At 63.1% G+C, this 22,288-nt stretch carries 17 protein-coding genes; 8 read left to right on the plus strand and 9 right to left on the minus strand.

Features of this window, described 5'->3' with window-relative positions:
• Window positions 1-95: 95 nt before the first annotated feature.
• The 4 genes from GV818_RS27885 to GV818_RS27900 all read right to left on the minus strand — a co-directional run bounded on the left by GV818_RS27885 (window position 96) and on the right by GV818_RS27900 (window position 6,911).
• Entirely contained in the window at window positions 96-1,721 is a 1,626-nt protein-coding gene (locus GV818_RS27885) for a J domain-containing protein (protein WP_161778068.1), read from the minus strand.
• Window positions 1,722-1,732: 11 nt separating this feature from the next.
• A complete protein-coding gene (locus tag GV818_RS27890) occupies window positions 1,733-3,430 on the minus strand; it encodes a molecular chaperone HscC (protein ID WP_161756882.1) in 1,698 nt (565 codons plus the stop codon).
• Window positions 3,431-3,593: 163 nt separating this feature from the next.
• Entirely contained in the window at window positions 3,594-5,294 is a 1,701-nt protein-coding gene (locus GV818_RS27895) for an acid phosphatase (RefSeq protein ID WP_161778069.1), read from the minus strand.
• Window positions 5,295-5,492: 198 nt separating this feature from the next.
• Window positions 5,493-6,911 carry a short-chain fatty acid transporter gene (locus GV818_RS27900; protein WP_161756880.1) on the minus strand — a complete coding sequence of 473 codons (1,419 nt, stop codon included), beginning with the start codon at window positions 6,909-6,911 and terminating at the stop codon, window positions 5,493-5,495.
• Between the two features lie 114 nt (window positions 6,912-7,025).
• Between GV818_RS27900 and GV818_RS34610 the strand changes: the two genes are divergently transcribed.
• Both GV818_RS34610 and GV818_RS27910 read left to right on the plus strand, forming a co-directional pair.
• Window positions 7,026-7,259, plus strand: coding sequence for a helix-hairpin-helix domain-containing protein (locus GV818_RS34610; RefSeq protein ID WP_161756879.1), 234 nt, complete (start codon window positions 7,026-7,028; stop codon window positions 7,257-7,259).
• Between the two features lie 4 nt (window positions 7,260-7,263).
• A complete protein-coding gene (locus tag GV818_RS27910; RefSeq protein WP_161756878.1) occupies window positions 7,264-8,652 on the plus strand; it encodes a PLP-dependent aminotransferase family protein in 1,389 nt (462 codons plus the stop codon).
• On the opposite strand, the gene panB is transcribed toward GV818_RS27910, so the two are convergent.
• The gene (gene panB, locus GV818_RS27915; protein WP_161756877.1) at window positions 8,640-9,467 is read right to left on the minus strand and encodes a 3-methyl-2-oxobutanoate hydroxymethyltransferase; all 828 of its coding nucleotides are present in this window, start codon (window positions 9,465-9,467) and stop codon (window positions 8,640-8,642) included. The two genes, GV818_RS27910 and panB, sit on opposite strands and share 13 nt — an antisense overlap.
• 174 nt (window positions 9,468-9,641) lie before the next feature.
• On the opposite strand from panB, the gene GV818_RS27920 reads away from it, so the two are divergent.
• Both GV818_RS27920 and GV818_RS27925 read left to right on the plus strand, forming a co-directional pair.
• Window positions 9,642-10,961 (plus strand): MFS transporter, encoded by a 1,320-nt coding sequence (locus GV818_RS27920; RefSeq protein ID WP_161756876.1) that lies wholly within the window; start codon window positions 9,642-9,644, stop codon window positions 10,959-10,961.
• A 179-nt stretch (window positions 10,962-11,140) separates the two neighbouring features.
• Window positions 11,141-11,641, plus strand: a complete 501-nt coding sequence (locus GV818_RS27925) for a hypothetical protein (protein WP_161778070.1) — start codon at window positions 11,141-11,143, stop codon at window positions 11,639-11,641.
• 75 nt (window positions 11,642-11,716) lie between these two features.
• Here the strand turns inward: GV818_RS27925 and GV818_RS27930 are convergent, their stop codons facing one another.
• Both GV818_RS27930 and GV818_RS27935 read right to left on the minus strand, forming a co-directional pair.
• Window positions 11,717-12,136 (minus strand): lysozyme inhibitor LprI family protein, encoded by a 420-nt coding sequence (locus GV818_RS27930; RefSeq protein WP_161778071.1) that lies wholly within the window; start codon window positions 12,134-12,136, stop codon window positions 11,717-11,719.
• An 86-nt stretch (window positions 12,137-12,222) separates the two neighbouring features.
• Window positions 12,223-13,593, minus strand: a complete 1,371-nt coding sequence (locus GV818_RS27935; protein ID WP_161756873.1) for a gluconate:H+ symporter — start codon at window positions 13,591-13,593, stop codon at window positions 12,223-12,225.
• A 249-nt stretch (window positions 13,594-13,842) separates the two neighbouring features.
• Here GV818_RS27935 and GV818_RS27940 point away from each other — a divergent pair, with 249 nt between their 5' ends.
• Window positions 13,843-14,739, plus strand: coding sequence for a cation diffusion facilitator family transporter (locus tag GV818_RS27940; protein WP_161778072.1), 897 nt, complete (start codon window positions 13,843-13,845; stop codon window positions 14,737-14,739).
• 73 nt (window positions 14,740-14,812) lie between these two features.
• Here GV818_RS27940 and GV818_RS27945 read toward each other — a convergent pair whose 3' ends face one another.
• Window positions 14,813-15,487 carry a heavy metal response regulator transcription factor gene (locus GV818_RS27945; protein WP_161756871.1) on the minus strand — a complete coding sequence of 225 codons (675 nt, stop codon included), beginning with the start codon at window positions 15,485-15,487 and terminating at the stop codon, window positions 14,813-14,815.
• Window positions 15,488-15,874: 387 nt separating this feature from the next.
• Here GV818_RS27945 and GV818_RS27950 point away from each other — a divergent pair, with 387 nt between their 5' ends.
• The 3 genes from GV818_RS27950 (at window position 15,875) to GV818_RS27960 (ending at window position 21,719) form a co-directional block, all read left to right on the plus strand.
• The gene (locus tag GV818_RS27950; RefSeq protein ID WP_161756870.1) at window positions 15,875-17,125 is read left to right on the plus strand and encodes a TolC family protein; all 1,251 of its coding nucleotides are present in this window, start codon (window positions 15,875-15,877) and stop codon (window positions 17,123-17,125) included.
• A gap of 200 nt (window positions 17,126-17,325) precedes the next feature.
• Window positions 17,326-18,510, plus strand: a complete 1,185-nt coding sequence (locus GV818_RS27955; protein ID WP_161778073.1) for an efflux RND transporter periplasmic adaptor subunit — start codon at window positions 17,326-17,328, stop codon at window positions 18,508-18,510.
• 44 nt (window positions 18,511-18,554) lie between these two features.
• The gene (locus tag GV818_RS27960; RefSeq protein ID WP_161756868.1) at window positions 18,555-21,719 is read left to right on the plus strand and encodes an efflux RND transporter permease subunit; all 3,165 of its coding nucleotides are present in this window, start codon (window positions 18,555-18,557) and stop codon (window positions 21,717-21,719) included.
• A gap of 275 nt (window positions 21,720-21,994) precedes the next feature.
• Here the strand turns inward: GV818_RS27960 and GV818_RS27965 are convergent, their stop codons facing one another.
• Window positions 21,995-22,216: a hypothetical protein gene (locus GV818_RS27965; protein WP_161756867.1), complete on the minus strand. Its 222-nt coding sequence runs from the start codon at window positions 22,214-22,216 to the stop codon at window positions 21,995-21,997.
• Window positions 22,217-22,288 lie beyond the last annotated feature (72 nt).

A 22,288-nucleotide genomic window follows, 5' to 3' on the forward strand; every position in this document is an offset into this window, starting at 1 on the left:
AGATCCTTTTCAGCGTGAACCCCGAGGGGCAAGACATTCCGGCTCAGGCCTGCAGTAGGGAACGTGAAAAGGCCCTTGTTGCAGGCGCCAACCGTTCAGGACGGTTTCAGAGTGGTCAGCGGAAAGCCAGGATAGTACAGCTGGCAAAACACCGTGATCGCCAGCATCAGGGGCAGGAAGATGGCCTGCAACGGGCTCCAGTGTGCCCAATGCAGCGCAGTCAGCCATGGATAGCTGGCACTCAACTGCTGGTCTATGCGTCCCAGTCGTTTGTGCTCCAGCAGGTTGAGCAGGACCATCCCCAGGTAGGTCAACATGCCCAGCGCGCCTTGCAGTGCACCGAACATGGCCAGTATCACCAACTGCGGGAGACCGTGGCGCAGGACCAGCCATTTGCCGGTCGGGTCGAGGCGTCGAGGGATCAGGCGTTCACTCAGCCACAGATCCTGGCTGATCATGCGGGTGGCCAGCGGTATCCACTGGCTCATGAGCAGGATTCCAATCCACACCGGAACCCAGCCCAGCAACGACGCGGTGATGATGCTGAAGCCTGGCGAGTAATGATTCTGCTGCAGCAGATTCAGGCCCAATGCCAGTGAAGTGGCGGCCCAGAGTCTGACCCAGGATTGCGCGGCGACCGGGCGGCGCAGGTAGCGCAACCAGAAATACAGGTCTCTCTGGGGCAGGCGCTCGATCAGTTGTGGATAGCGCCAGGTCAAGATGTCCGCGAGCTGGTGGCAGGCCTGCCAGTCGCGTTGTCCGGAACCCCGCAGGAGGCTTTGCTGCTGCCGGGCGGTCATAGGCTTGAGCAACAGGTGGGCGGCCAGAATGTCGGGTTCCGAGGTCCGCTTGTCTTCGCTCTTGAGTTGTTGGATCCGATAAAAGTTTTCCTGCTGGCGGCGCTCCATCAGTGCTTCCCAGTCCAGGGTCGGCTCTGGGTGCACGCCGCTTTTGTCGCTCCACTGGAACAGCTGGCATACCTGCTCCAGCAGCAACAGGCTCCATGGGTTGTCCTTGAGCAGTTGCAGCACAATGCGTTGCCACTCCTGGCGGCGGTCGAACTCCTGTATCCAGGGCTGCTCGGTGCAAGCGCTGAGCTGCTGGATAAACGCCAGTTCCTCTTGTGCCGCCATGAGCTGCTGCAGGGTTTGCTGGTATTGCTGCAGTAGCCTTGCCGCCAGCGCCTCTTGCTGCCAGGGGCTCATCACCACGTTCTGCCAGGGGGTCAACCACTCCAGGTGTTCCACGGCCCATAGGGTGATGGCCGTGTGTGCCTCCGATCGTTCGAGGCAGTGCAGCAGCAGCCCAGCCTCGAAGCTCTGCGCACAGTCCAGTTGCTGTGCCTGTTGCCAGCGTTGCGGCAGATTGTGCAGGGTCAGGCCAAGCAGCAAGCGGTGCGCCGCAGCGTCGATGTTCGGTCTCGTCGGTTCCTGTGGGTGTATTTCCAGCAACTGCGCCCACTCATGCAGGTTGTCATGCTCGGCGTGCACCAAGGCCGTCACTGAGGTGGGCGTAGCCGACCTGTGGTCGCGGCGTTCTTCAGCGCGGTTATCCAGGCGCTGGCGAGCCAGCTGCAGGGCCTTCTCATAGGCCGCACGGAGCCGCTGGAATCCCTCGGCATCAGCTTCGGGACGGGTGCTTTTCAGCAGTTTTGCGTAGCTGCGCTTGATACTGCGCGCGTCGGCATCCGCAGGCAGCTCCAGCAGGGTCCAGCAATCCATGTTGCGGCTCCTCAGTGCCAGTGGCCATTTTCCAGGCGTTGCAGTTGTTCAGTGAGCTGGCTACGCACTTCGCGGATCTGGCGTTCGTCCTGGGTCTCCAGCACTAGCTGGAATTGCCCGGCCCAATGGCCGACCTGTTCGCGCATCTCCCCCAGGCTCTCCTGATAAAGACGCTCCAGGCGTGCGCTGAGCAGGGTGTTGACCTGCTGGTCCCGAGGGTGAATCTTCAGTTGCTCGAGGGCCTTGAGGCGTTCCTGGATTTCCTCCGGGGTCAGCACCCCGGGGTTGTTCTCGATCACCAGGGAACGGCTTTCGCCAGTCAGGGGAATGTTCACCTGGGCTTCCAGCAGGCCGTTGATGTCGTAGGTGAAGCGTACGTCCAGCGACACTTCGCCGGCCGGGCGCTTGGGTACCTTCATCTCCAGTTGGCCCAGGGCGACGTTGTCGCGCACCAGGCGGCTCTCGCCCTGGAAGATCTTCAGCAGCACCAGTTCCTGATTGTCATGCAGGGTCTGTACGGTCTTGACCCGACTCACCGGCACCACGCTGTTGCGTTCGATGATTGGCAGGTAATGCCCACCTTCGATCTGGTTGCCGTATTGCTGGGAGGTTTCGATTCCCAGGGTGTAGGAGCAGACGTCGGTCAGCACCACTTCTTCCAGAGCCGCGCAGCGTGCCTTGAGGGCGGCCTGGACTGCCGCGCCCTGGGCCACGACCTGGTCGGGGTCGAGGCTGATGGAAGGAAAGCGCCCGAACAGCCCGGCCGCCAGCTTGCGCACCAGGGGCATGCGGGTGGCGCCCCCCACCAGGAGGATTTCATCCAGGTCACTGACGCGGATCCGCGCATCGCGCAGGGCCCGTTCGATGGGTGCCCGCAGGCGCTCCAGCAACGGCGTATAGAGCGTGGCCAGTTGCGCCTGGGTAATGCTCTGGGTCCATTGCCGCCCGTCGACCCGCAGGCTGAATTCGGCGCTGCTGTCCTGGCCCAGGGCGCGCCGCACTCGCTCGGCTTCACGGCGCAGGGCCTGGAGCACGCTGCGGGGTTCGGGAAAGTCCGGGGCCTGGGCCTGCTGTTCAATGAAATACTCCAGCAGCAGGCTGTCGAAATCCTCGCCGCCGAGGAAGTTATCGCCGGCACTGGCGCGAACTTCCATGACCCCGTCGAACAATTCCAGGATCGACACGTCGAAGGTGCCACCGCCCAGGTCGAAGACCAGGAACGAGGTTTCCTTGTCCCGCTGGTGCAGGCCGTAGGCCAGGGCTGCAGCGGTGGGTTCGTTGATCAGCTTTTCCACCTTGAGGCCCGCCAGTTCGCCAGCGATCCGCGTGGCCTTGCGTTGGGCATCGCTGAAGTAGGCCGGCACACTGATGACGGCTTCTTCCACCGGTTCGCCATAGGCGCGTTCAACATCTTCCTTGAGGCTCTTGAGCACCATGGCCGAGAGTTCTTCCGGGCGAAACGAACGGTCCCCCAGGCGCACCTCGGTGGCACTGCCCATGTAGCGCTTGAACAGCGCGGTGGTCAGTTGCGGGTGGGTGTGCAAACGCTCCTTGGCCGCCTGCCCCACCAGGACCCGGCCTTGTTCGTCCAGGCCCACCACGCTGGGAGTGAGGAACTGACCCAGGGCATTGGGCACCAGCTCGCTCGAGGTGTCGCGCCAGACGGCGACCAGGCTGTTGGTGGTCCCCAGGTCGATACCCACGATCATGACAACGAACTCCCTTTCCAATCGGAAAACAGATGAAACAGATAAGTGGGGAGCAGGATATTACCCGGAGGGGGAATGGGTAAAGCGCATGATGTCACATGGCTACTACTGGTGTCGGAGGAGGGCGGCAAGAGGCCGGGGGATGGCCCCCGGCCAGATTGGATCAGGCGTTGAAGTGCAGGGCGTTGGTCAGGTCGCCCATGGGTTTCTGGCCCCGCGCGATCATCGAGGCGTCACGTTCCTTGATGCCGTCCAGCGTCTCCAGTTGGAACACCCGGGTAATCAGCCGCAGGATCGAAGCGGTGTCGTACACGGTGTGATCCACCGTGCCCTTGCGCGCGAACGGCGACACCACCAGCGCTGGAATCCGCGTGCCGGGGCCCCAGCGATCACCCTGGGGTGGCGCCACGTGATCCCACCAGCCGCCGTTCTCGTCGACGGTGACGATCACCACCATGTTTTTCCATTGCGGGCTCTCGCGCAGCACTTTCAGCGCCCGGTCAATGTGCCGGTCACCGGCGGCTATATCGGCGTAGCCGGCGTGCAGGTTGAGGTTGCCCTGGGGTTTGTAGAAGGTCACCGCGGGTAGCTTGCCGGCCTCGGCGTCAGCGAAGAACTTGTTGGTCGCCGCTTCGTCCCCCAGGCCGCCGTCACGCAGGCGCTTGGCACGTTCTGCCGGGTTTTCCGGGCCCTGGCGCACGAAATAGTTGAACGGCTGGTGGTGGTACTGGAAGTTGGGGATCTTCGGAATGCCACCGGAGTCCTTGAACTGCTCCAGGGTCGCCTGCCAGGCACCGCCGTACCAGGCCCAGTCGACGTTCTTCTTCGACAGCTTGTCGCCGATGTGTTCGTGGGTTTGTGGCACCAGCACGCTGGGCAGGTCGGGCTTGGCGTAGTCCGGGCGCTCCGGGTCGCGGATCCAGGTCGGCCAGTAGGGCGGGGCCATGGTATTGACCGCGTAGCCGTCCGGGGTCAGGGCGCTGGGACCGAACTGCGGTGCCCCGTCCATGGCACTGGCCGGGGATTTTTCCAGAGGCTTGAGGCGCGTGCCCTTGGGGTCGTCGCCTTGCAAGGAGGCGATCTGCGACTTGGCCACCGAGTTGCCGGCATCCGGGTAGAACGGCACCTTGGCGCTGATCAGGTATTGGTGGTTGAGGAACGAGCCACCAAAGGCTCCCTGGAAGAAGTTGTCGCAGAGCACGAACTCCCGGGCCACATCCCACAGGCGCAAGGAATAACGGGTCTGGGCGTAATGGCCCATGGTCAGGGCGCCGGAATCGGCCCAGGCCACGAAACCATCGTTCTTGCCGCCGTTGATCTGCATCTGGTTCTGGTAGAACACGTGCCACAGATCGCGAGTCACCAGGCCCAGAGGCAGGTCTTCGCCGCTGGGGCCCTTGAGGGCGAACGGCGCGTTGGGCAAGTTATCCTGGAACTGGGTTTCCACCGGGTAGGTGACGCCGTCCAGGGTTTGCGGCCCGACCTGAAGAATACCGCCCCAGATGGGCGGCAGTTTTGGCAGCAGGCTGCCGTCGCGGTCGCGTTGCTGGGACGCTTCGGCCGGGAGGGCCGAGAGCGGTTTTTCCACCCCGGGGAAGTTGGCGAAGAGGTTATTGAAGCTGCGGTTCTCGGCGAAAATCACCACCACGTTCTTCACTTGGTCTTGCAGCGCCTTGTCCAGCTCAGTCGGGGACAGCGGACGCTCATCCGGTTTGCTTCCAGGCTCACCGGCCTGGCCACAGGCGCTCAGGGTGGCACCGACCCCCAGAACGGCAACGCCGCCTAGGAAGCGGCGGCGGCTGGTATCGGTGGGCTGGTCGGTGGTGGAATCGGGGGTGTCGCGCAGGTCGGTATCGTCACTCATGGCGGTTCCTTGCTCGTCTCTCTGAGGATTCGTTACAAAGTATTTCGGTCGCACGGTAGCAACCGAATATGACGCAAAGACTACATGAATGCTTCGGGAGTCCACTGCAATGGGCTCGGAAATTTCTGGAAACCTTGTTGGAAATCACTTATCCACAGGCCCGCGCTTGTCTGCTGGAGCGGGCCTGTGGAGCCACCGTCAGGGGATGATCGGGGGCAGGTACGCCAGGGTAGTGCCCAAGGCCCAGAGCAACACCAGCACCAAGGGCGTGTGCACCAGCAACTGGACGAAGGAGAAGCCGATCAGGTCCCGGGCCTTCAAGCCCAGCACCCCTAGCAGCGGCAACATGTAGAAGGGGTTGATCAGGTTCGGCAGGGCCTCGGCAGCGTTGTAGATCTGCACCGCCCAGCCCAGGTGGTATTGCAGGTCATTGGCCACCTGCATCACATAGGGCGCCTCGATGATCCACTTGCCGCCGCCTGATGGAATGAAGAACCCCAGCACCGCCGAGTACAGCCCCATCAGCAGCGCGTAGGTGTCGTGGGAGGCGATCTGCACGAAGAAGGTCGAGATGTGGTGGGCCAGGGTCTGGCCATCCACACCCTTGACCACGGTCATCAGCGCGGCAATCGAGCCATACAGCGGGAACTGGATCAGCACCCCGGTGGTGGTGGGCACCGCCCGGGCCACGGCATCGAGGAAACTGCGCGGGCGCCAGTGCAGCAGGGCACCGGTCATCAGGAACAGGAAGTTGTAGGTGTTGAGCCCGGAGATCGCGGTAATCGCCGGCTTGGTGGCGAACTCGTGATACAGCCAGCCGGCGGCCAGCAGCGCCAGGAGAATGGTCAACAGCGGGCTGTATTCCAACCACTCGCCGGGGCGGGTACGGGGCTGCGGTTTGGGCATGCTGAAACTCGGGTCAACGCCACAGGCTTGTGCATCACGGGCGCTGTTGGGGCCGGGAGCGGTGGCGTAGGCGACGATCAGCGAGACGATGATCAGGGCCAGCAGCAGTACCCCCGATTGCCAGAGAAAGATGGTCTGGGTGAAGGGAATTACCCCGGTGATGGCCAGGATCGACGGCGGCAGGCTGCCGGGGTTGGCTTGCAGCTGTGCGGCAGAAGACGACAGGCCCAACGCCCAGACAGCGCCGAGGCCCAGGTAGGCGGCGGCACCGGCAGCGCGGTAGTCCATGCGCAGCTCGGTGCGCCGTGCCAGGGCTCGAACCAGCAGGCCGCCGAACACCAGCGACAGGCCCCAGTTGAGCAAGGACGCAACCATGGAAATCAGCGCGACCCAGGCCACTGCCGAGCGGCCGTTCTTGGGGATGCGCGCCAGTTTGTCGATCAGCTTCACCGCCGGCGGCGAACTGGCCACCACATACCCGCCGATGACCACGAAGGCCATCTGCATGGTGAAGGGGATCAGGCTCCAGAAACCGTCACCGAAAGCCATCGCGGCCTCGGTGGGCTTGGCGCCCATGGCCAGGGTGGCCAGGGTAACGATGATCACCGCCAGTGCGGCGAACACCCAGGAGTCGGGAAACCAGCGTTCGGCCCAGTTCGAGCAGCGCAGGGCGAAGCGGGCGGAGCGGCTATCTTGAATTTCAGCGGCCACGTAGATACCTCGTCTTTCTTATGTTTATAAGGCGGTCGGCCGCCCCAGGCAGAGGCGGCCGAGAACTGTGCAAGAATGCGGCAATTGCCACGGACTGCAAAGGACTGAACGCACATGTCATTTTCCCCTGATGAACGCGCCGCACTGCTCAAGGTCAAGGGTGTCGGGCCCACGGTGGTGGGGCGCCTGGAACAGCTGGGGATCATTTCCCTGGCGCAACTGGCCGCTGCCGACGCCCTGGACATCGTTACCCAGGCGTCGGCCCTGGTGGGTTCCAGCTGCTGGAAAAACAGCCCCCAGGCCCGCGCCGCGATCCAGGCCGCGATCGCCATGGCCAAGGGCAACTGAAGTCGTGAGCCGCGAGCAGCCCTTTGCCTATCAGGTGGTGTATCGCTACCTGTTGCAGTGGCTCGACAGTGTTGCCAGCGATCAGGAGCAGCGCCTGCCGTCATTGCGTGAGTTGGCGCAGCGCCTGAAGGTTTCCCTGTCCACCACCAAATACGCTTATGCCCTGTTGGAAGATGAGGGGCGCATCTGCTCACGCCCGCGCCAGGGCTATTTCACTCGGGTGAGGGGGCCTGCCCCCTTGACCGAGACCGGCCCTGCGCTGCTCGACAATCTCTATGCCCAGGCCCGCCAACCGGGGCGCCTGGCACTGTGCAGCGACGCGCCGGCGATGCTGCTGTCGCTGGAGCATCCGTTGCTGATGACCGAGCGCGAACTGGCTCGCCAGTACCCGCGCAACCAGGCGCCGCTGTACCAGCCCCTGGGCGAGCAGGAGCTGCGCAGTGAGCTGGCCCGGCGTTACACCCGCTCCACTTGCGACTACTGGCAAGCCGACCAGGTGTACCTGGGGGCCGATCTGCGCAGTGTGCTGGAGGTGTCGCTGCAGGCCCTGGATCTGGCCGGCAACGTGGCGTTGGTGGAGTCCCCCTGTTCCTGGGCGGTCCTGCGCCAGTTGCGGGCGGCGCGCCTGCGGATCATCGAGCTGCCGCTGAATGCCGCTGGACGCTTCGATCTGCAACAGCTGCAGGACCTGCTCAGACAGCAGCCGGTGCGTGTGGCAGTGCTGTCCTCAACGGTGAACATTCCCCACGGCAGCCTGATGCCCGCTGCCGACAAACAACAGCTGTGCCAATGGTTCACCGAGCGTGGGGTCTGGTTGCTGGAGAACGACAGCTATGGCCCATTCAGCTTCGTGCCCGATGCTGCGCGTTATCGGGATTTCGCCGATCCCGAGCGCCTGCTGGTGTTTGCCTGCCTGGACAAGGTCATTGGTGCCGAAGCGCCCTTCAGCTACGTACTGAGCCGCAGCCTGGGACCGCAGCTGCAGCGGCAGTTTCTCGAACGCTCTTTCCGTCTTTCGCCGATCCGCCAGAAAGCCGTGGCCCGCCTGTTCAGTTCCGGACGGATCGACCAGCACCTGCTGAAGCTGCGGGGGATGCTGCAGCAGCGCATGGGCCAGTTGCACCGGCTGCTGGATGAACAGGCGGGGGCACAATTGCATGCCTCGCTCCCGGCGGGTGGCGCAACCTTGTGGGTTGAGGCGCGGCGGCCGGTGGCGATGGCGCGGGTGTATGAGCAACTGCTGGCCCAGGGCATCGTGATTGCCCCGGGAGCGATCTTCAGTCAACAAGGGCTGTGGCAGCACCACCTGCGCCTGAGCTACACCCTGGACTGGAGCAAGGACATTGCTGCCGCCTTGCGCCAGTTGGCCCAGGCAGTGGCTCAGGCGTCCTGAACCACCCCGTAGCAATGCTTCAGCTCTGGGAACACGCCGTCCCGAACCTCCGCCGCAAAGTGCTCGCAGGCCTGGCTGATCAGGGCCCCGGCATCGGCGTACTGTTTGACGAAGCGCGGCACCTGAGGCCCGCCCAGCCCCAGCAGGTCCTCGGTCACCAACACCTGGCCGTCACAAGCTGGGGAGGCACCGATGCCGATGGTGGGCATCGGCGAGAATTCGCTGATCCGGCGCGCGAGGTTTTCCGCGACCCCTTCCAGCACCAGGCTGAAGGCCCCTGCATCGAGGTGGGCGCGGGCATCCTCTTCGATCTTGCGGGCCGCCTCGCCATCGAGTCCCTGGGCCTTGAAACCACCCATCTGGTTGACGTACTGCGGCATCAGGCCGATGTGCGCCATGACCGGAATCCCCCGCTGCACCAGGAATTCCACAGTCGGTGCCAGGGCCTTGCTACCTTCCAGCTTGAGCGCATCACACCCGGTGCGCGCCATGACCTCGGCGCAATTGCGGTAGGCCTGTTGCGGCGATTCCTGGTAACTGCCGAAGGGCATGTCGGCGATCACGCAAGCCAGCCGGCTGCCGGCCACCACGGCGCGAGTGTGGGCGATGATTTCGGCAAGGTTCATGTCCAGGGTCGAGGTACGCCCGTAGCCGACCATGGCGGTGGAGTCGCCGATCAGGATGAAGTCGACGAAGGGGTCCATCAGTCGCGCCATATGGCTGGTGTAGGCGGTAAGGGAGACGATTTTCTGCCGGCCCTTCATGGCCACCAGTTGCGGGACGCTCAGGCGGCGGGTGCGGGTATGTATGCTCATGACGACTTTCCTGGTTTTGCAGGGGTTGGAAAGTGCCTGATTATTGGCCTGGCGCCGGGGCATTCAATGCACAGGAAAGCGCAGAAAACCGACCCAGGGCAATGGGTGGGTTGTTCCCCGGAACGTTTGCGTAGACCATGGCGCCTTTGCTTTGTGCCGCCATTGAGTTGCCTTATGACCCCCTCCACTGCAGCGTCGCCGGCGCGGTTTTCCCGCTCCGACTACAAGACCCTGGGCCTGGCCGCCCTGGGCGGAGCCCTGGAAATCTACGACTTCATTATCTTCGTATTTTTCGCCCTGACCCTGAGCCAGCTGTTCTTCCCCCCGGAAATGCCCGAATGGCTGCGCCTGCTGCAAAGCTTCGGGATCTTTGTTACCGGCTACCTGGCCCGGCCTCTGGGCGGGATTCTGATGGCGCACTTCGCCGACCGGCTGGGGCGCAAGAAGGTCTTCAGCCTGAGCATCCTGATGATGGCGCTGCCCTGTCTGCTGATCGGCATCATGCCCACCTACGCCCAGATCGGTTACTTCGCGCCCTTGCTGTTGCTCGTCCTGCGGGTGCTGCAAGGTGCCGCCGTGGGCGGTGAGGTGCCCAGTGCCTGGGTGTTTGTCGCCGAGCATTCGCCACGCGCCCATCGCGGCTACGCCCTAGGCTTTCTCCAGGCCGGGCTGACCTTCGGCTACCTGCTGGGTGCCCTGACCGCGACGTTGCTGGCGCGGGTGTTCAGCCCCGAGGAAATCCTCGATTACGCCTGGCGTTATCCCTTCCTGCTGGGCGGAGTGTTTGGCGTGATCGGGGTCTGGCTGCGCCGCTGGTTGAGCGAAACCCCGGTGTTCGTAGCGCTGCAGAACCAGAGCGATGCGGCGGGCGAGTTGCCCCTGCGCACCGTATTGCGCGAGCACCGGCTGGCGATCCTGCCGGCACTGATCCTCACCTGTGTGCTGACCTCGGCGGTGGTGGTGTTCGTGGTCATCACCCCGACCATGATGCAGAAAAGCTTCGGCATGAGCGCCAGCCACACCTTTGCCCTGAGCAGCCTGGGCATCGTCTTCCTCAACCTCGGCTGCGTGCTGGCGGGTCTGATCGTCGACCGCCTCGGCGCCTGGCGCACAGTGATGCTCTACAGCCTGCTGCTGCCCCTGGGAATCGCCGTGCTCTATGGCTGCCTGATCAGCGGCGGTGACTGGATCGGCCTGGCCTATGCCATTGCCGGCCTGAGTTGCGGCGTGGTGGGGGCGGTGCCTTCAGTGATGGTCAGCCTGTTCCCGGCACGAATTCGAGTCTCCGGGATTTCCTTCACTTACAACATTGCCTATGCCCTCTGGGCCAGTACCACTCCGTTGCTGTTGATTGCCCTGATGCCCTGGAGCCCTTGGATCTGCGTGATCTACTGCGCGGTGATGGGGGCGGTCGGGGTGGCCAGTGCCGCCTACTTTGGCGGGCGCGTCGGCGAGGAGCGGCAAGCCTCGGCGCAAGGAGATTGGTGTCGCTGATTGGCCTGGTGAACTTTTTTCAGCGGCTAGTGATTGAGCCAAACAGCGAGCTAGAGCCTTCGCCACACCACGCCTGAATCCAGGCTGGAATCGGGCTGAAGATTCACCTTCAGCCCCGCGGGTTTTTCCCGCTAATCTCCCGGAATGCGCGGCCTGCGCATGGGTTTCCGGGAGCTGTCTTGATTCGTTCGACGCTGTGTTCCTTGCGAAATTTCTCCACCCTGGCGCCGCTGTTGCAAGTGGCTCTGGTGAGCTTTGTGCTGGGGCTGGCGTTTGCCCTGATCCAGGCCTGGACCTGCAATCTGCAGGACTATGGTCTGGAAGGTGCCAGCCCCGACGGCCTCATGGCCCGCGTGGTGGCAGTGGAGGCGGAGGCGCTGCTGATCGAGGAGATCGACAGTGGTGAACGCCAGCGTTTGCGCCTGAATCGAGATTTCACTCAACTCAAGGTGCCGCTTTCACAGCTCTCCGGACAGGTCCTTGCGCTCAGTCACCTGCGGGGCTATTTGCTCAGTTGCCTGCACGACGACCAGGAGTGGTGTCGTGCCCAGTGTTCCAGAGCCGATCAATGCCAGGAACGCCTGCGCCAGCGCGAGTCCGCCCTGGGCATGTTGTGTTTTGCCTGGTTCACCAGCCTTGCCTGCCTACTGCTCCAGGCCCTGAAGTCGCGCCAGCCGTAGCCGCCCGTGAGTCTTGGCTGGGCGCCGATGATGCCTACGCTGGCAAGCCTGGGCCGGCATGCGCGGTGGGCATGGTTATTGGGCGAGCAGTTGGTCCAGATAGTGGGTGCGCTCATTGCTCAGGCGGGTCACGCAGAGATTGATCAGGGTGACGTGGGCCGGCTTGCCCGGTTCCACTTCAAAGGCCTCCAGCACGCAGGTGCTGTCGCGGTATTTGATCCAGGCGCGTTGGGCGTTCTTCAATTTGCCGAGGTATTCCTGCTCTTGCAGCAGGCTGCTGGGGTAGAGGTTGTGGACCCGCTCCAGCAGCGCCTGATAACGCTGGTTCAGGGCGTCGTCGGCGCGCTCCTTGTCCTGCTGGGCGCAGCGATCAACCTGTTCGCTGACGCTGATCTGGCTGCAGTCCAGCGGTGCCGTCTGGGCCGGCGTCCAGCCTGCGCCGACCCCCAGCAGCAGGGCAACGGCAAGGCCGGATATCCAAGGCTGATGGTGCATGGCGGTCCCTTCGCGCTGAGAATGAAGCGGCATTCTACAGCGCCATCACTCATGCAACAGGGGGGACGCGTTGCGCGCAAGCGTAGTTATTGCAGCCAGTGCCAGAGCAGCAGGGTACCCGCCAGGCCTACCAGCGAGACGATGGTCTGTAGCACCGACCAGACCCACAGCGTCTGCTTGAGCTGCAGGCCGAAATACTCGCGCACCATCCAGAACCCGGCGTCGTTCACATGGCAGAAGAACACCGAGCCGGCACCGATGGCCAGGGCCACCAGGGAGCTTTGGGTGGCCGCCAGTCCAGCCATCATCGGCGCCAGGATGCCCGCGGTCGTGGTGGTGGCAACTGTCGCCGAACCGGTGGCCTGGCGCAGGGCTACGGCGATCAGCCAGGCCAGGAGGATGTACGGCAGGTGCGCACCCTCGGCCACCTTGCTGATGGTCTGGCTGACCCCGGCATCCAGCAGGGTCTGCTTGAGTCCGCCACCAGCGCCGATGGTCAGCAGCAGCACGGCAATCGGCGCCAGGCTTTTACGCAAGGTACTGCCCACCTGATCCCGGGCCATGCCGTTGGCCCAGCCGAGGCAGATCACCGCGGCAATCACCGCAATGCCCAGGGCAATCAATGGCTCGCCGAGAAACTTCAGGGTCAGGGCCAGGGTGTTTTCCGGGCTCATGGCCACCTTGGCCAAGGTGCTGCCGAGCATCAGCAGCACCGGCAACAGGATGATCAGCAGCGACACGCCGAAGCTCGGCTGGCGCGGGGCCTTGGGCGGGGCGCTGAACAGCGCGCCGAGTTCCGCCGGTTCCTCCACGTGCATGCGTTTGGACAACCAGTTGCCATACAGCGGGCCGGCCAGGATCACCGCCGGCACGGCGATGCAGAAACCCAGCAACATGGTCAGGCCGAGATCGGCGTGCAGGGCACTGACCGCGATCAGCGGGCCCGGGTGTGGCGGCATCAGCGCATGCAGGGTGGTCATCCCGGCCAGGGCCGGAATGGCGATTTTCAGCAGGGGCAAGCCCGAGCGGCGAGCCATCACGAAGATGATCGGCACCATCATTACCAGGCCGACCTCGAAGAACAGCGGCAGGCCGATGACCATCGCCACCAGGGCCATGACCCAAGGCAGGGATTTTCCCTTGCCCAGGCCCAGCAGGGTCGAGGCGATACGGTCGGCGGCGCCGGACTCGGCCATCAGCGCACCGAGCATCGAGCCCAGGGCGATGATGATCCCGGCCTCGCCGAGAATCGCCCCGGCGCCCTTGCTGAAGGCCTTGGCCACGTCCTCCGGCGGCAGGCCGGCGCCGACCCCGGCGATAAAGGTGCCGATCAGGATCGACAGGAACGGCGGCAGTTTGGTGGCGCTGATCAGCACGATGATGGTGGCGATGGCCAGCAGGCAACAGAGAATCAGGCGGGTGTCGTGAATCATCCAGGCGGCAGTCGATACATCCAAGGCGGGACTCCTCAATCGGCTATTTTTGTCTGTAACTTTTTGTTTCACTTTTTCTGGAGGATAGCCGAGATGCCTGCCACAGAGGGGCTTTGCCCGGTTTTGGTGCATTGATTAGCCAGCTAACAATATCGCTGCCATGGATAACCGCCAGATAACCGCACGATGACAATCCGTTCATCCAGCGCAGGTACAACGGGCAATCGAACTATCATCAGGTCGACGCTTGTTGAAGCCACAGGAGGATGTTCCATGGGGGCAGGACACAGTCACGGCCAAGTGCGGGCCGGACATGAACGCAAGTTGTGGATGGCCCTGGGGCTGACTGGCAGCTTTATGATCGCCGAGGTCATCGGCGCCTTTGTCACCGGCAGCCTGGCGCTGCTGTCAGATGCTGCACACATGATGACCGACACCCTGGCGTTGGCCATTTCCCTGGTGGCGATCCAGATTGCCAAGCGCCCGGCGGATCGCAAGCGCACCTTCGGTTACGCGCGCTTCGAGATCCTCGCTGCCGCGTTCAATGCTCTGCTGCTGTTTGTGGTGGCGTTCTACATCTTGTTCGAGGCTTGGCAACGCTTGCAGGCGCCGGCCGAAATCCAGTCCACGGGCATGCTGGTGATTGCGCTGCTGGGGTTGATCGTCAACCTGATCTCCATGGGCCTGCTGGCTTCAGGCAGCAGCGAAAGCCTCAACGTCAAGGGGGCCTACCTGGAAGTCTGGAGCGACATGCTGGGTTCGGTGGGGGTGATCATCGCCGCGGTGGTGATCATCTATACCGGCTGGGGCTGGGTCGACTCGGTGGTGGCGGCGGCCATTGGTTTCTGGGTGCTGCCACGGACCTGGACCTTGCTCAAGGAGAGCATGAACGTGCTCCTGCAAGGGGTGCCGGACGGAATCGATATCGATCAGGTGGAGCAGGGCATGCGCCAGGTACCTGGGGTCAGCGAGGTGCATGACTTGCATATATGGGCCCTGACCAGCGGCAAGAACGTGCTCAGTGCACATCTGGTGGCGCAGTTGGAGGGACGGGATGAGCAGGCGATCCTGGCGCAGGTCACCGAGTTGCTGCAGGAGCAGTTCGACATCGCCCATGTCACCTTGCAGGTGGAGCAGGCGGGGTTTCATCAACAGCAGCCTGAGCACTGATGATGCTCTGCGGGTTACTTTCTTGATGGGTGCCGGTGCTGGCTCCTGCAACCGCGAATAGGTTGTTGCCGGCTCAGTCGCGCTCTTCGAGTACGTAACCCACGCCGCGCAAGGTGTGGATCAACTTGGTGTCGAAAGGATCGTCGATCTTCGCCCGCAAGCGGCGGATCGAGACTTCCACCACATTGGTGTCGCAGTCGAAATTCATGTCCCAGACAAAGGAGATGATCTGGGTCCGGGACAGCACCACGCCGCTCTGGCGCATCAGCAGGTGCAGCAAGGCGAACTCCTTGGTGGTCAGGTCGATGCGCTGTTTGCCGCGAAAGGCCCGATGCCGGCCCTGGTCCAGCTCCAGGTCGGCAACCCGCAGCACATCCGGTACCGGTGCCTGTTGGCTGCGGCGCATCAAGGTACGGACCCGGGCCAGCAACTCGGGAAACTCGAACGGCTTGACCAGGTAATCATCGGCACCCAGGTCCAGGCCCCTGATCTTGTCCGCCAGCCGTCCCTGGGCGGTGAGCATCATGACCCGGGTGTTGCTGTCCTCGCGGATCTGGCACAACACCCCCCAACCGTCGATGTATGGCAGGTTGACGTCGAGAATCACCAGGTCATACGCGTGCTGGCGGGTTAGGTGCAGGCCGTCCGCACCGGTGTTGGCGCAATCCACCACATAGCCACTTTCAGTCAGTCCCTGATGCAGGTAGTCGGCAGTTTTGAGTTCGTCTTCAATAACCAGGATACGCATGCTGATGAGGTTCTCGGCAGATAAGAGGCAGTGCAAGAAAGTCGCGAATAAGAACTGGATTAATGAGCTGGAAGAACACCTGCCCATGTGCAGTTTCAAATGCTGGAAAGTTAGGCTGCAGCACTTTGAAAGTATCAGCGCGGATATCTTGGAGTGGCCGGATATTAATACAAAACCTTGATCCAGAGCCTTGGCTAACGGATTTGTAATATTTGCGCCACCCTGCTGATAAGGAGTGAAAGTTAAAGTTGGCCGATCTTGAAACGCTCTCTTTCAATGGGCGGAATGTTGCAGTTTCATATCGGCTAAATACTCTTTTGAATACCTGACGATATGTTCCGCTGCCGTTCCGCAGCCACTTTGCCTCTGTAGGGGCCGGAACCTGTCATGTCGAACTTCCCGAGAACACCCGCCCAGGCTGTGCGGTTCTGCTCTGCGGTGCTGCTACTGGCTTTTGCCGCGCAGTCTGTGAGCGCCGCTGAACAACCCGCGTTGAGCCTCGACAGCGCCCTGGCCAAGGCCTTTGCCAACAACCCTGAACTGGCCGCTGCACGCTGGGAGATCGAGATTGCCCAGGGCGCGCGCCAGCAGGCGGGGCTGATACCCAATCCGGTGCTGTCGGTGGATGCCGAAGACACCCGGAGGGATTCGCGCACCACCTCGATCAAGCTCAGCCAGGCGCTGGAGCTGGGGGGCAAGCGCGGGGCCCGGGTGGAGGTGGCCAGTCGCGCTCAGAAATTGGCAGACCTGGAGCTGGAACGTCGACGCAATCAACTGCGTGCCGATGTGCTGGAGGTGTATTACGCCGCCTTGCGGGCCCAGGAGCGCACGCAACTGGCCGGACGTTCCCTGGCCCTGGCCGAGCGTGGCCTCAGCGTGGCCCAGGGCCGGGTCAATGCCGGCAAGGCCTCGCCGGTGGAAGCCACTCGGGCCCAGGTACAACTGGCGGAGATTCGCCTGGAACTCAACCGTGGGCAGATGGAGCAGGACAACGCCTATCGGCAGTTGGCCAGGGTTACAGGCACTGCCACCACGGATTTTGGCGCGGTGCAGGAACAGCCGTTGACGGTGGCCCCGCTGCCAGCTTCGGCGCAGTTGTTGAGTCGTTTGCAGGAGACTGCGGAACTGCGCCTGGCGGAGCAGGAAATCGTCCAGCGCGAGGCGTCCCTGGGCCTGGAAAAAGCCCAGCGCATCCCCGACCTCGACGTCAGCATCGGCAGCCAGTACGACGCCACGGTTCGTGAACGGGTGAACCTGGTGGGGCTGTCGATGCCGTTGCCGCTGTTCAACCGCAACCAGGGCAATGTGCTCTCCGCCGCTCGGCGTGCCGATCAGGCCCGCGACCTGCGTAACGCCACCGAGCTGCGTCTGCGCACTGAAACCCGCCAGGCGCTGGCGCAATGGAGCACGGCAAAGGGCGAAGTGCAGTCCTTCAACCAGACCATCCTGCCCGCCGCCCAGAGCGCGGTGGACAGCGCCACCCGCGGCTTCGAGATGGGCAAGTTCAGTTTCCTCGAAGTCCTGGACGCGCAGCGCACGTTGATCGGTGCTCGCAGCCAGTACCTTGCCGCCGTGGCGCAAACCACCGATGCCTGGGTGCGGATCGAACGCATCTATGGCGACCTCAGCGGTTGGTGAAATCCCGCGGGTTGCGGCTGGCATGCCTCGCCGCGTTGCTGCTCAGCGACTGCAGCGCGATGCCTGCGGCAACCACCGATGAGCTACCCCGGCACTGGTGCATTCACGAATGGCACCGGGCCCTCGGCGAATTTTTCTTTCCATCGACCTCGTAAGGCTGCGCCTGGCGCCGCCGTCCCTCGATTCTTTCAGGAGCACCCATGGACAAAAAACGCAGCCTTGTTGTGGCGATCACGGCGGTGGCCGGCCTGGGGCTGGCAGCCTTGCTGCTGCCGGACCTGTTGGCCAATCCGCAACCTGTCAGCCTCCAGGCCCCTGCTGCGAGTGAGCCGGCCGGGCATGCTGAGGAGGAGCCGGAAGGTCACTTGGAACTCAGCGCCGAACAGATCAGCAGCGCCGGCATCGAACTGATCGTGGCCGGTCCGCGCGGGATCAATCGCCTGCTCAGCCTGCCGGGGGAGATTCGTTTCGACGAGGACCGTACTTCCCATATCGTGCCGCGGGCCGCCGGGGTGGTGGAGTCGGTCAAGGCCAACCTCGGCCAGAGCGTGAAGAAGGGGGACTTGCTAGCGGTCATCGCCAGCCAGCAGATCTCTGACCTGCGCAGCGAATTGGCGGGCGCCGGCCGCAGGGTCGAACTGGCCCGTACCACCTTTGCGCGCGAACGCCAGTTGTGGGTCGATCAGATCTCCGCCGAGCAGGATTACCTGCTGGCGCGCCAGACCCTGCAAGAGGCGGAAATCGCCCTCAACAACGCTCGGCAGAAAATGAACGCCCTGAGTGGCAGCGCGCAACTGGTGGGCGGCAATCGCTACGAAATGCGCGCGCCGTTCGACGGCGTGGTGGTGGAAAAACACTTGAGCGTCGGCGAGGTGGTCAGTGAAACCAGCGCGGCCTTCACCCTGTCCGACCTGTCCCAGGTCTGGGTCACGTTCGGGGTATTTCCCAAGGACTTGAACAAGGTCCAGGTCGGCAAGCCCGTCACCGTCCATTCCACAGAGCTGGGCACTCAGGTGCAGGGCCGGGTCGCCTATGTCGGCAGCCTGCTGGGCGAACAGACACGCACCGCCACGGTGCGGGTCACGGTGCCTAATCCTGACGATGCCTGGCGGCCGGGGTTGTTTGTCTCGGTACAGGTGGCAACCGACAGCTATGAGGCGGGTGTGGTCGTGCCGCAAAGCGCGATTCAGACCGTAGAAGATAAACCCTCGGTATTCGTGCGCAACGCCGAAGGTTTCCAGGCTACGCCGGTGGTGCTGGGCGGCAGCGAAGGCGGCTTCGTCGAAATCAAGCAGGGGCTGGATGCTGGAGTACAGGTGGCCTCCACTGGCAGCTTCATCCTCAAGTCCGAACTGGGCAAAGGCTCGGCTGAACACGGCCATTGATTCGCAGCACCCCCCGAGCGGCTACACATACAGAGTGACTTCCCATGTTTGAACGCATCATTCAATTCGCTATCGAGCAGCGCCTGATCGTGCTGCTGGCAGTGCTGCTGATGGCCGGGGTGGGCATCGCCAGCTACCAGAAACTGCCCATCGACGCGGTACCGGACATCACCAACGTCCAGGTCCAGGTCAACACCTCCATGCCCGGCTACTCGCCTTTGGAAACCGAGCAGCGCATTACCTACCCGGTGGAGGTGGCGATGGCCGGTCTGCCGGGTCTGGAGCAGACGCGGTCGACCTCGCGTTCGGGCCTGTCCCAGGTCACGGTGATCTTCAAGGAGGGCACCGACCTGTACTTCGCCCGCCAGTTGGTCAACGAACGCCTGCAAGTGGCCCGCGAGAAACTGCCCGAGGGTGTGGAGGCGAGCATGGGCCCGATCTCCACCGGCTTGGGCGAGATCTTCTTCTGGACCGTGGAGGCCGAGGAGGGGGCGCTCAAGGAGGATGGCACGCCCTACACGCCGACCGACCTGCGGGTGATCCAGGACTGGGTGATCGCCCCGCAGCTGCGCAACGTGCCGGGTGTGGCCGAGATCAACACCATCGGCGGTTTCGCCAAGGTCTATCAGATCGCCCCGGACCCCAAGCGCCTGGCGGCCTACAACCTGAGCCTGAGCGACCTGATGACCGCGCTGGAGCGCAACAACGCCAACGTCGGTGCCGGCTACATCGAGCGCAACGGCCAGCAGTTGCTGATCCGCGCGCCGGGCCAGGTCAAGTCCATCGAAGACATCGCCAACATCGTGATCAACACTGTGGACGGCACGCCGATTCGCGTCAGCAACGTGGCGACCGTGGACATTGGTCGTGAGTTGCGTACCGGTGCGGCCACCGAAAACGGCCGCGAAGTGGTGCTCGGCACGGTGTTCATGCTGGTGGGTGAAAACAGCCGCACCGTGTCGCAGGTAGTCGGCGCCAAGCTGGCCGAGATCAACCGTTCGCTGCCCAAGGGCGTGACGGCGGTGACCGTCTACGACCGCACCAACCTGGTGGACAAGGCCGTGGCCACGGTGAAGAAAAACCTGCTCGAAGGCGCGTTGCTGGTCATCGCCATTCTGTTCCTGTTCCTGGGCAATATCCGTGCGGCGCTGATCACCGCGATGGTGATCCCGCTGGCGATGCTGTTCACCTTTACCGGGATGTTCACCAACAAGGTCAGTGCCAACCTGATGAGCCTGGGGGCCCTGGACTTCGGGATCATCGTCGATGGCGCGGTGGTGATCGTCGAGAACGCCATTCGCCGCCTGGCCCATGCGCAGAAACATCATGGGCGTTTGCTGACCCGCTCCGAACGCCTGCATGAAGTCTTTGCCGCGGCCAAGGAAGCCCGGCGCGCGCTGATCTACGGACAGCTGATCATCATGGTGGTGTACCTGCCGATCTTTGCCCTGTCCGGGGTGGCCGGGAAGATGTTCCACCCGATGGCCTTCACTGTGGTGATCGCCTTGCTGGGGGCGATGATTCTCTCGGTGACCTTTGTGCCAGCGGCGATTGCGTTGTTTGTCACCGGCAAGGTCAAGGAGGAGGAAAACTTCGTCATGCGCAACGCTCGGCGTGGTTACGAACCGGTGCTCAACTGGGTCATGAACCATCGCTCCCTGGCCTTCGGCCTGGCGTTCCTCACGGTGTTGTTGTCGGGCCTGGTGGCCAGCCGCATGGGCAGCGAGTTTATCCCTAGCCTGAGTGAAGGTGACTTCGCCCAGCAGGCGATGCGCGTGCCGGATGCCAGTCTCACGCAATCGGTGGAAATGCAGAAAGCCCTGGAGAAAGCCCTGGTGGCCCAGGTACCGGAAATCGAGCGCGTGTTCGCCCGTACCGGCACCGCCGAGATCGCTTCCGATGTGATGCCGCCGAACATCTCCGACGCCTACCTGATGCTCAAGCCCAAGGACCAGTGGCCGGACCCGCGCAAGTCGCGCGAGGCAATCATTGCCGATATCGAGCGGGTCAGTAACAGCCAGCCGGGTAACGTCTATGAGCTGTCGCAGCCGATCCAGCTGCGCTTCAACGAGCTGATTTCCGGGGTGCGCAGTGACGTCGCGGTGAAGGTCTTCGGCGACGATATGGACGTATTGAACAAGACCGCCGAGGAAATCTCGCAGACCTTGCAGAAGCTGGAGGGCGCCGCCGAGGTGAAGGTGCAGCAGACCTCCGGTTTGCCGGTGCTGACGGTGAGTGTCGACCGTGACAAGGCCGCGCGCTTTGGCCTCAACGTGGGTGATGTGCAGGACGCAGTGGCGATTGCGGTCGGTGGCCGTAAGGCCGGCATCCTGTATGAAGGCGACCGGCGCTTCGACATGCTGGTGCGCATGTCCGACCCGATGCGCACCGACATCGACGGGCTTTCGCGCTTGCTGATTCCGGTGGCCGCGAGCGCCGGCAGCAGCAATGGCCAACTGGGGTTCATTGCCTTGTCGGAAGTGGCCAATGTCGATCTGGTGCTCGGCCCGGCCCAGGTCAGCCGTGAGAATGGCAAGCGTCTGGTGATTGTCAGCGCCAACGTGCGAGGGCGAGACATGGGGTCGTTTGTCGAGGAGGCCACTGTAGCCATCGGCGACAAGGTGACGATCCCCACAGGTTATTGGATCACCTGGGGGGGGCAGTTCGAGCAGTTGCAGGAGGCCTCCAAGCGCCTGGAAATCGTGGTGCCGGTGGCGCTGCTGTTGGTGTTCGGCTTGCTGTTCATGATGTTCAACAACCTCAAGGATGGGCTGCTGGTGTTCACCGGGATTCCCTTCGCCCTGACGGGCGGGATCATGGCGTTGTGGCTGCGGGATATCCCGCTGTCGATCTCGGCGGGGGTGGGTTTTATCGCCCTGTCCGGGGTGGCCGTGCTCAATGGCCTGGTGATGATCGCTTTCATCCGCAACCTGCGTGAGGAAGGGCGAACGCTTGCGGTGGCGGTCAACGAAGGGGCACTGACCCGGTTGCGGCCGGTGCTGATGACCGCGCTGGTTGCCTCCCTCGGCTTCATCCCCATGGCCCTGGCCACCGGTACCGGTGCCGAAGTGCAGCGGCCGCTGGCCACCGTGGTGATCGGCGGCATTATCTCCTCTACCGCCTTGACCCTGCTGGTCTTGCCTGCGCTGTATTACTGGGCGCATCGCAAGGAGGAGGAGCGGGAGTTGCAGGACATGCTGAGCAACTGACCGCTTGCCTGGCATCACCCAACCCCGCCCCTGTGACCCAGGGGCGGGGTTTTTATTTCCCTGGCGTACTTCCCAATCCTGGGGCCGAACCTGTAGCCGTGTCGCACCTGCATCGTTGCGATCGACCGGTGTAGCCGCTGCCCCAAGGTTGGATGCCGAGGACAAATCGCAGGCAAAAAAAAGCGCCCCAAACGGGACGCTAAAAATTCATCTCTTTCCAAAGGAGCATCAAAAAAAACGCTTCAGAGATGAATGTGCTCTGCAGGCAATTGCCGTCAAATATCTTCTTCGGCCGCCGGCGGCGTTGAAGCATCGGGGGGGCTATTGCCGGTGCCACCGGTGGTGGCAGTTTCCTGGTTGGCTTCGCCGTGAATCTGCTCCTGGCTGGCCAGGAAGGCTTCGCGGACCTGCTGTGGGCGTTCGCTGCCATCAGCAGCCCAGACAGCGGAGCTGGTAGTGGCCAGAAGGCCGATCAACAACAGTTGGGTTGGGTGCATGGACGCTCTCCTGACACGCTGTCCGGCCGTGGGAAAGTACGGCAAGTCCAAGTGTGTCCGGGAGTATATGGA

The organism is Pseudomonas sp. Fl4BN1 (genome assembly GCF_009908285.1).
Taxonomy (GTDB): domain Bacteria; phylum Pseudomonadota; class Gammaproteobacteria; order Pseudomonadales; family Pseudomonadaceae; genus Aquipseudomonas.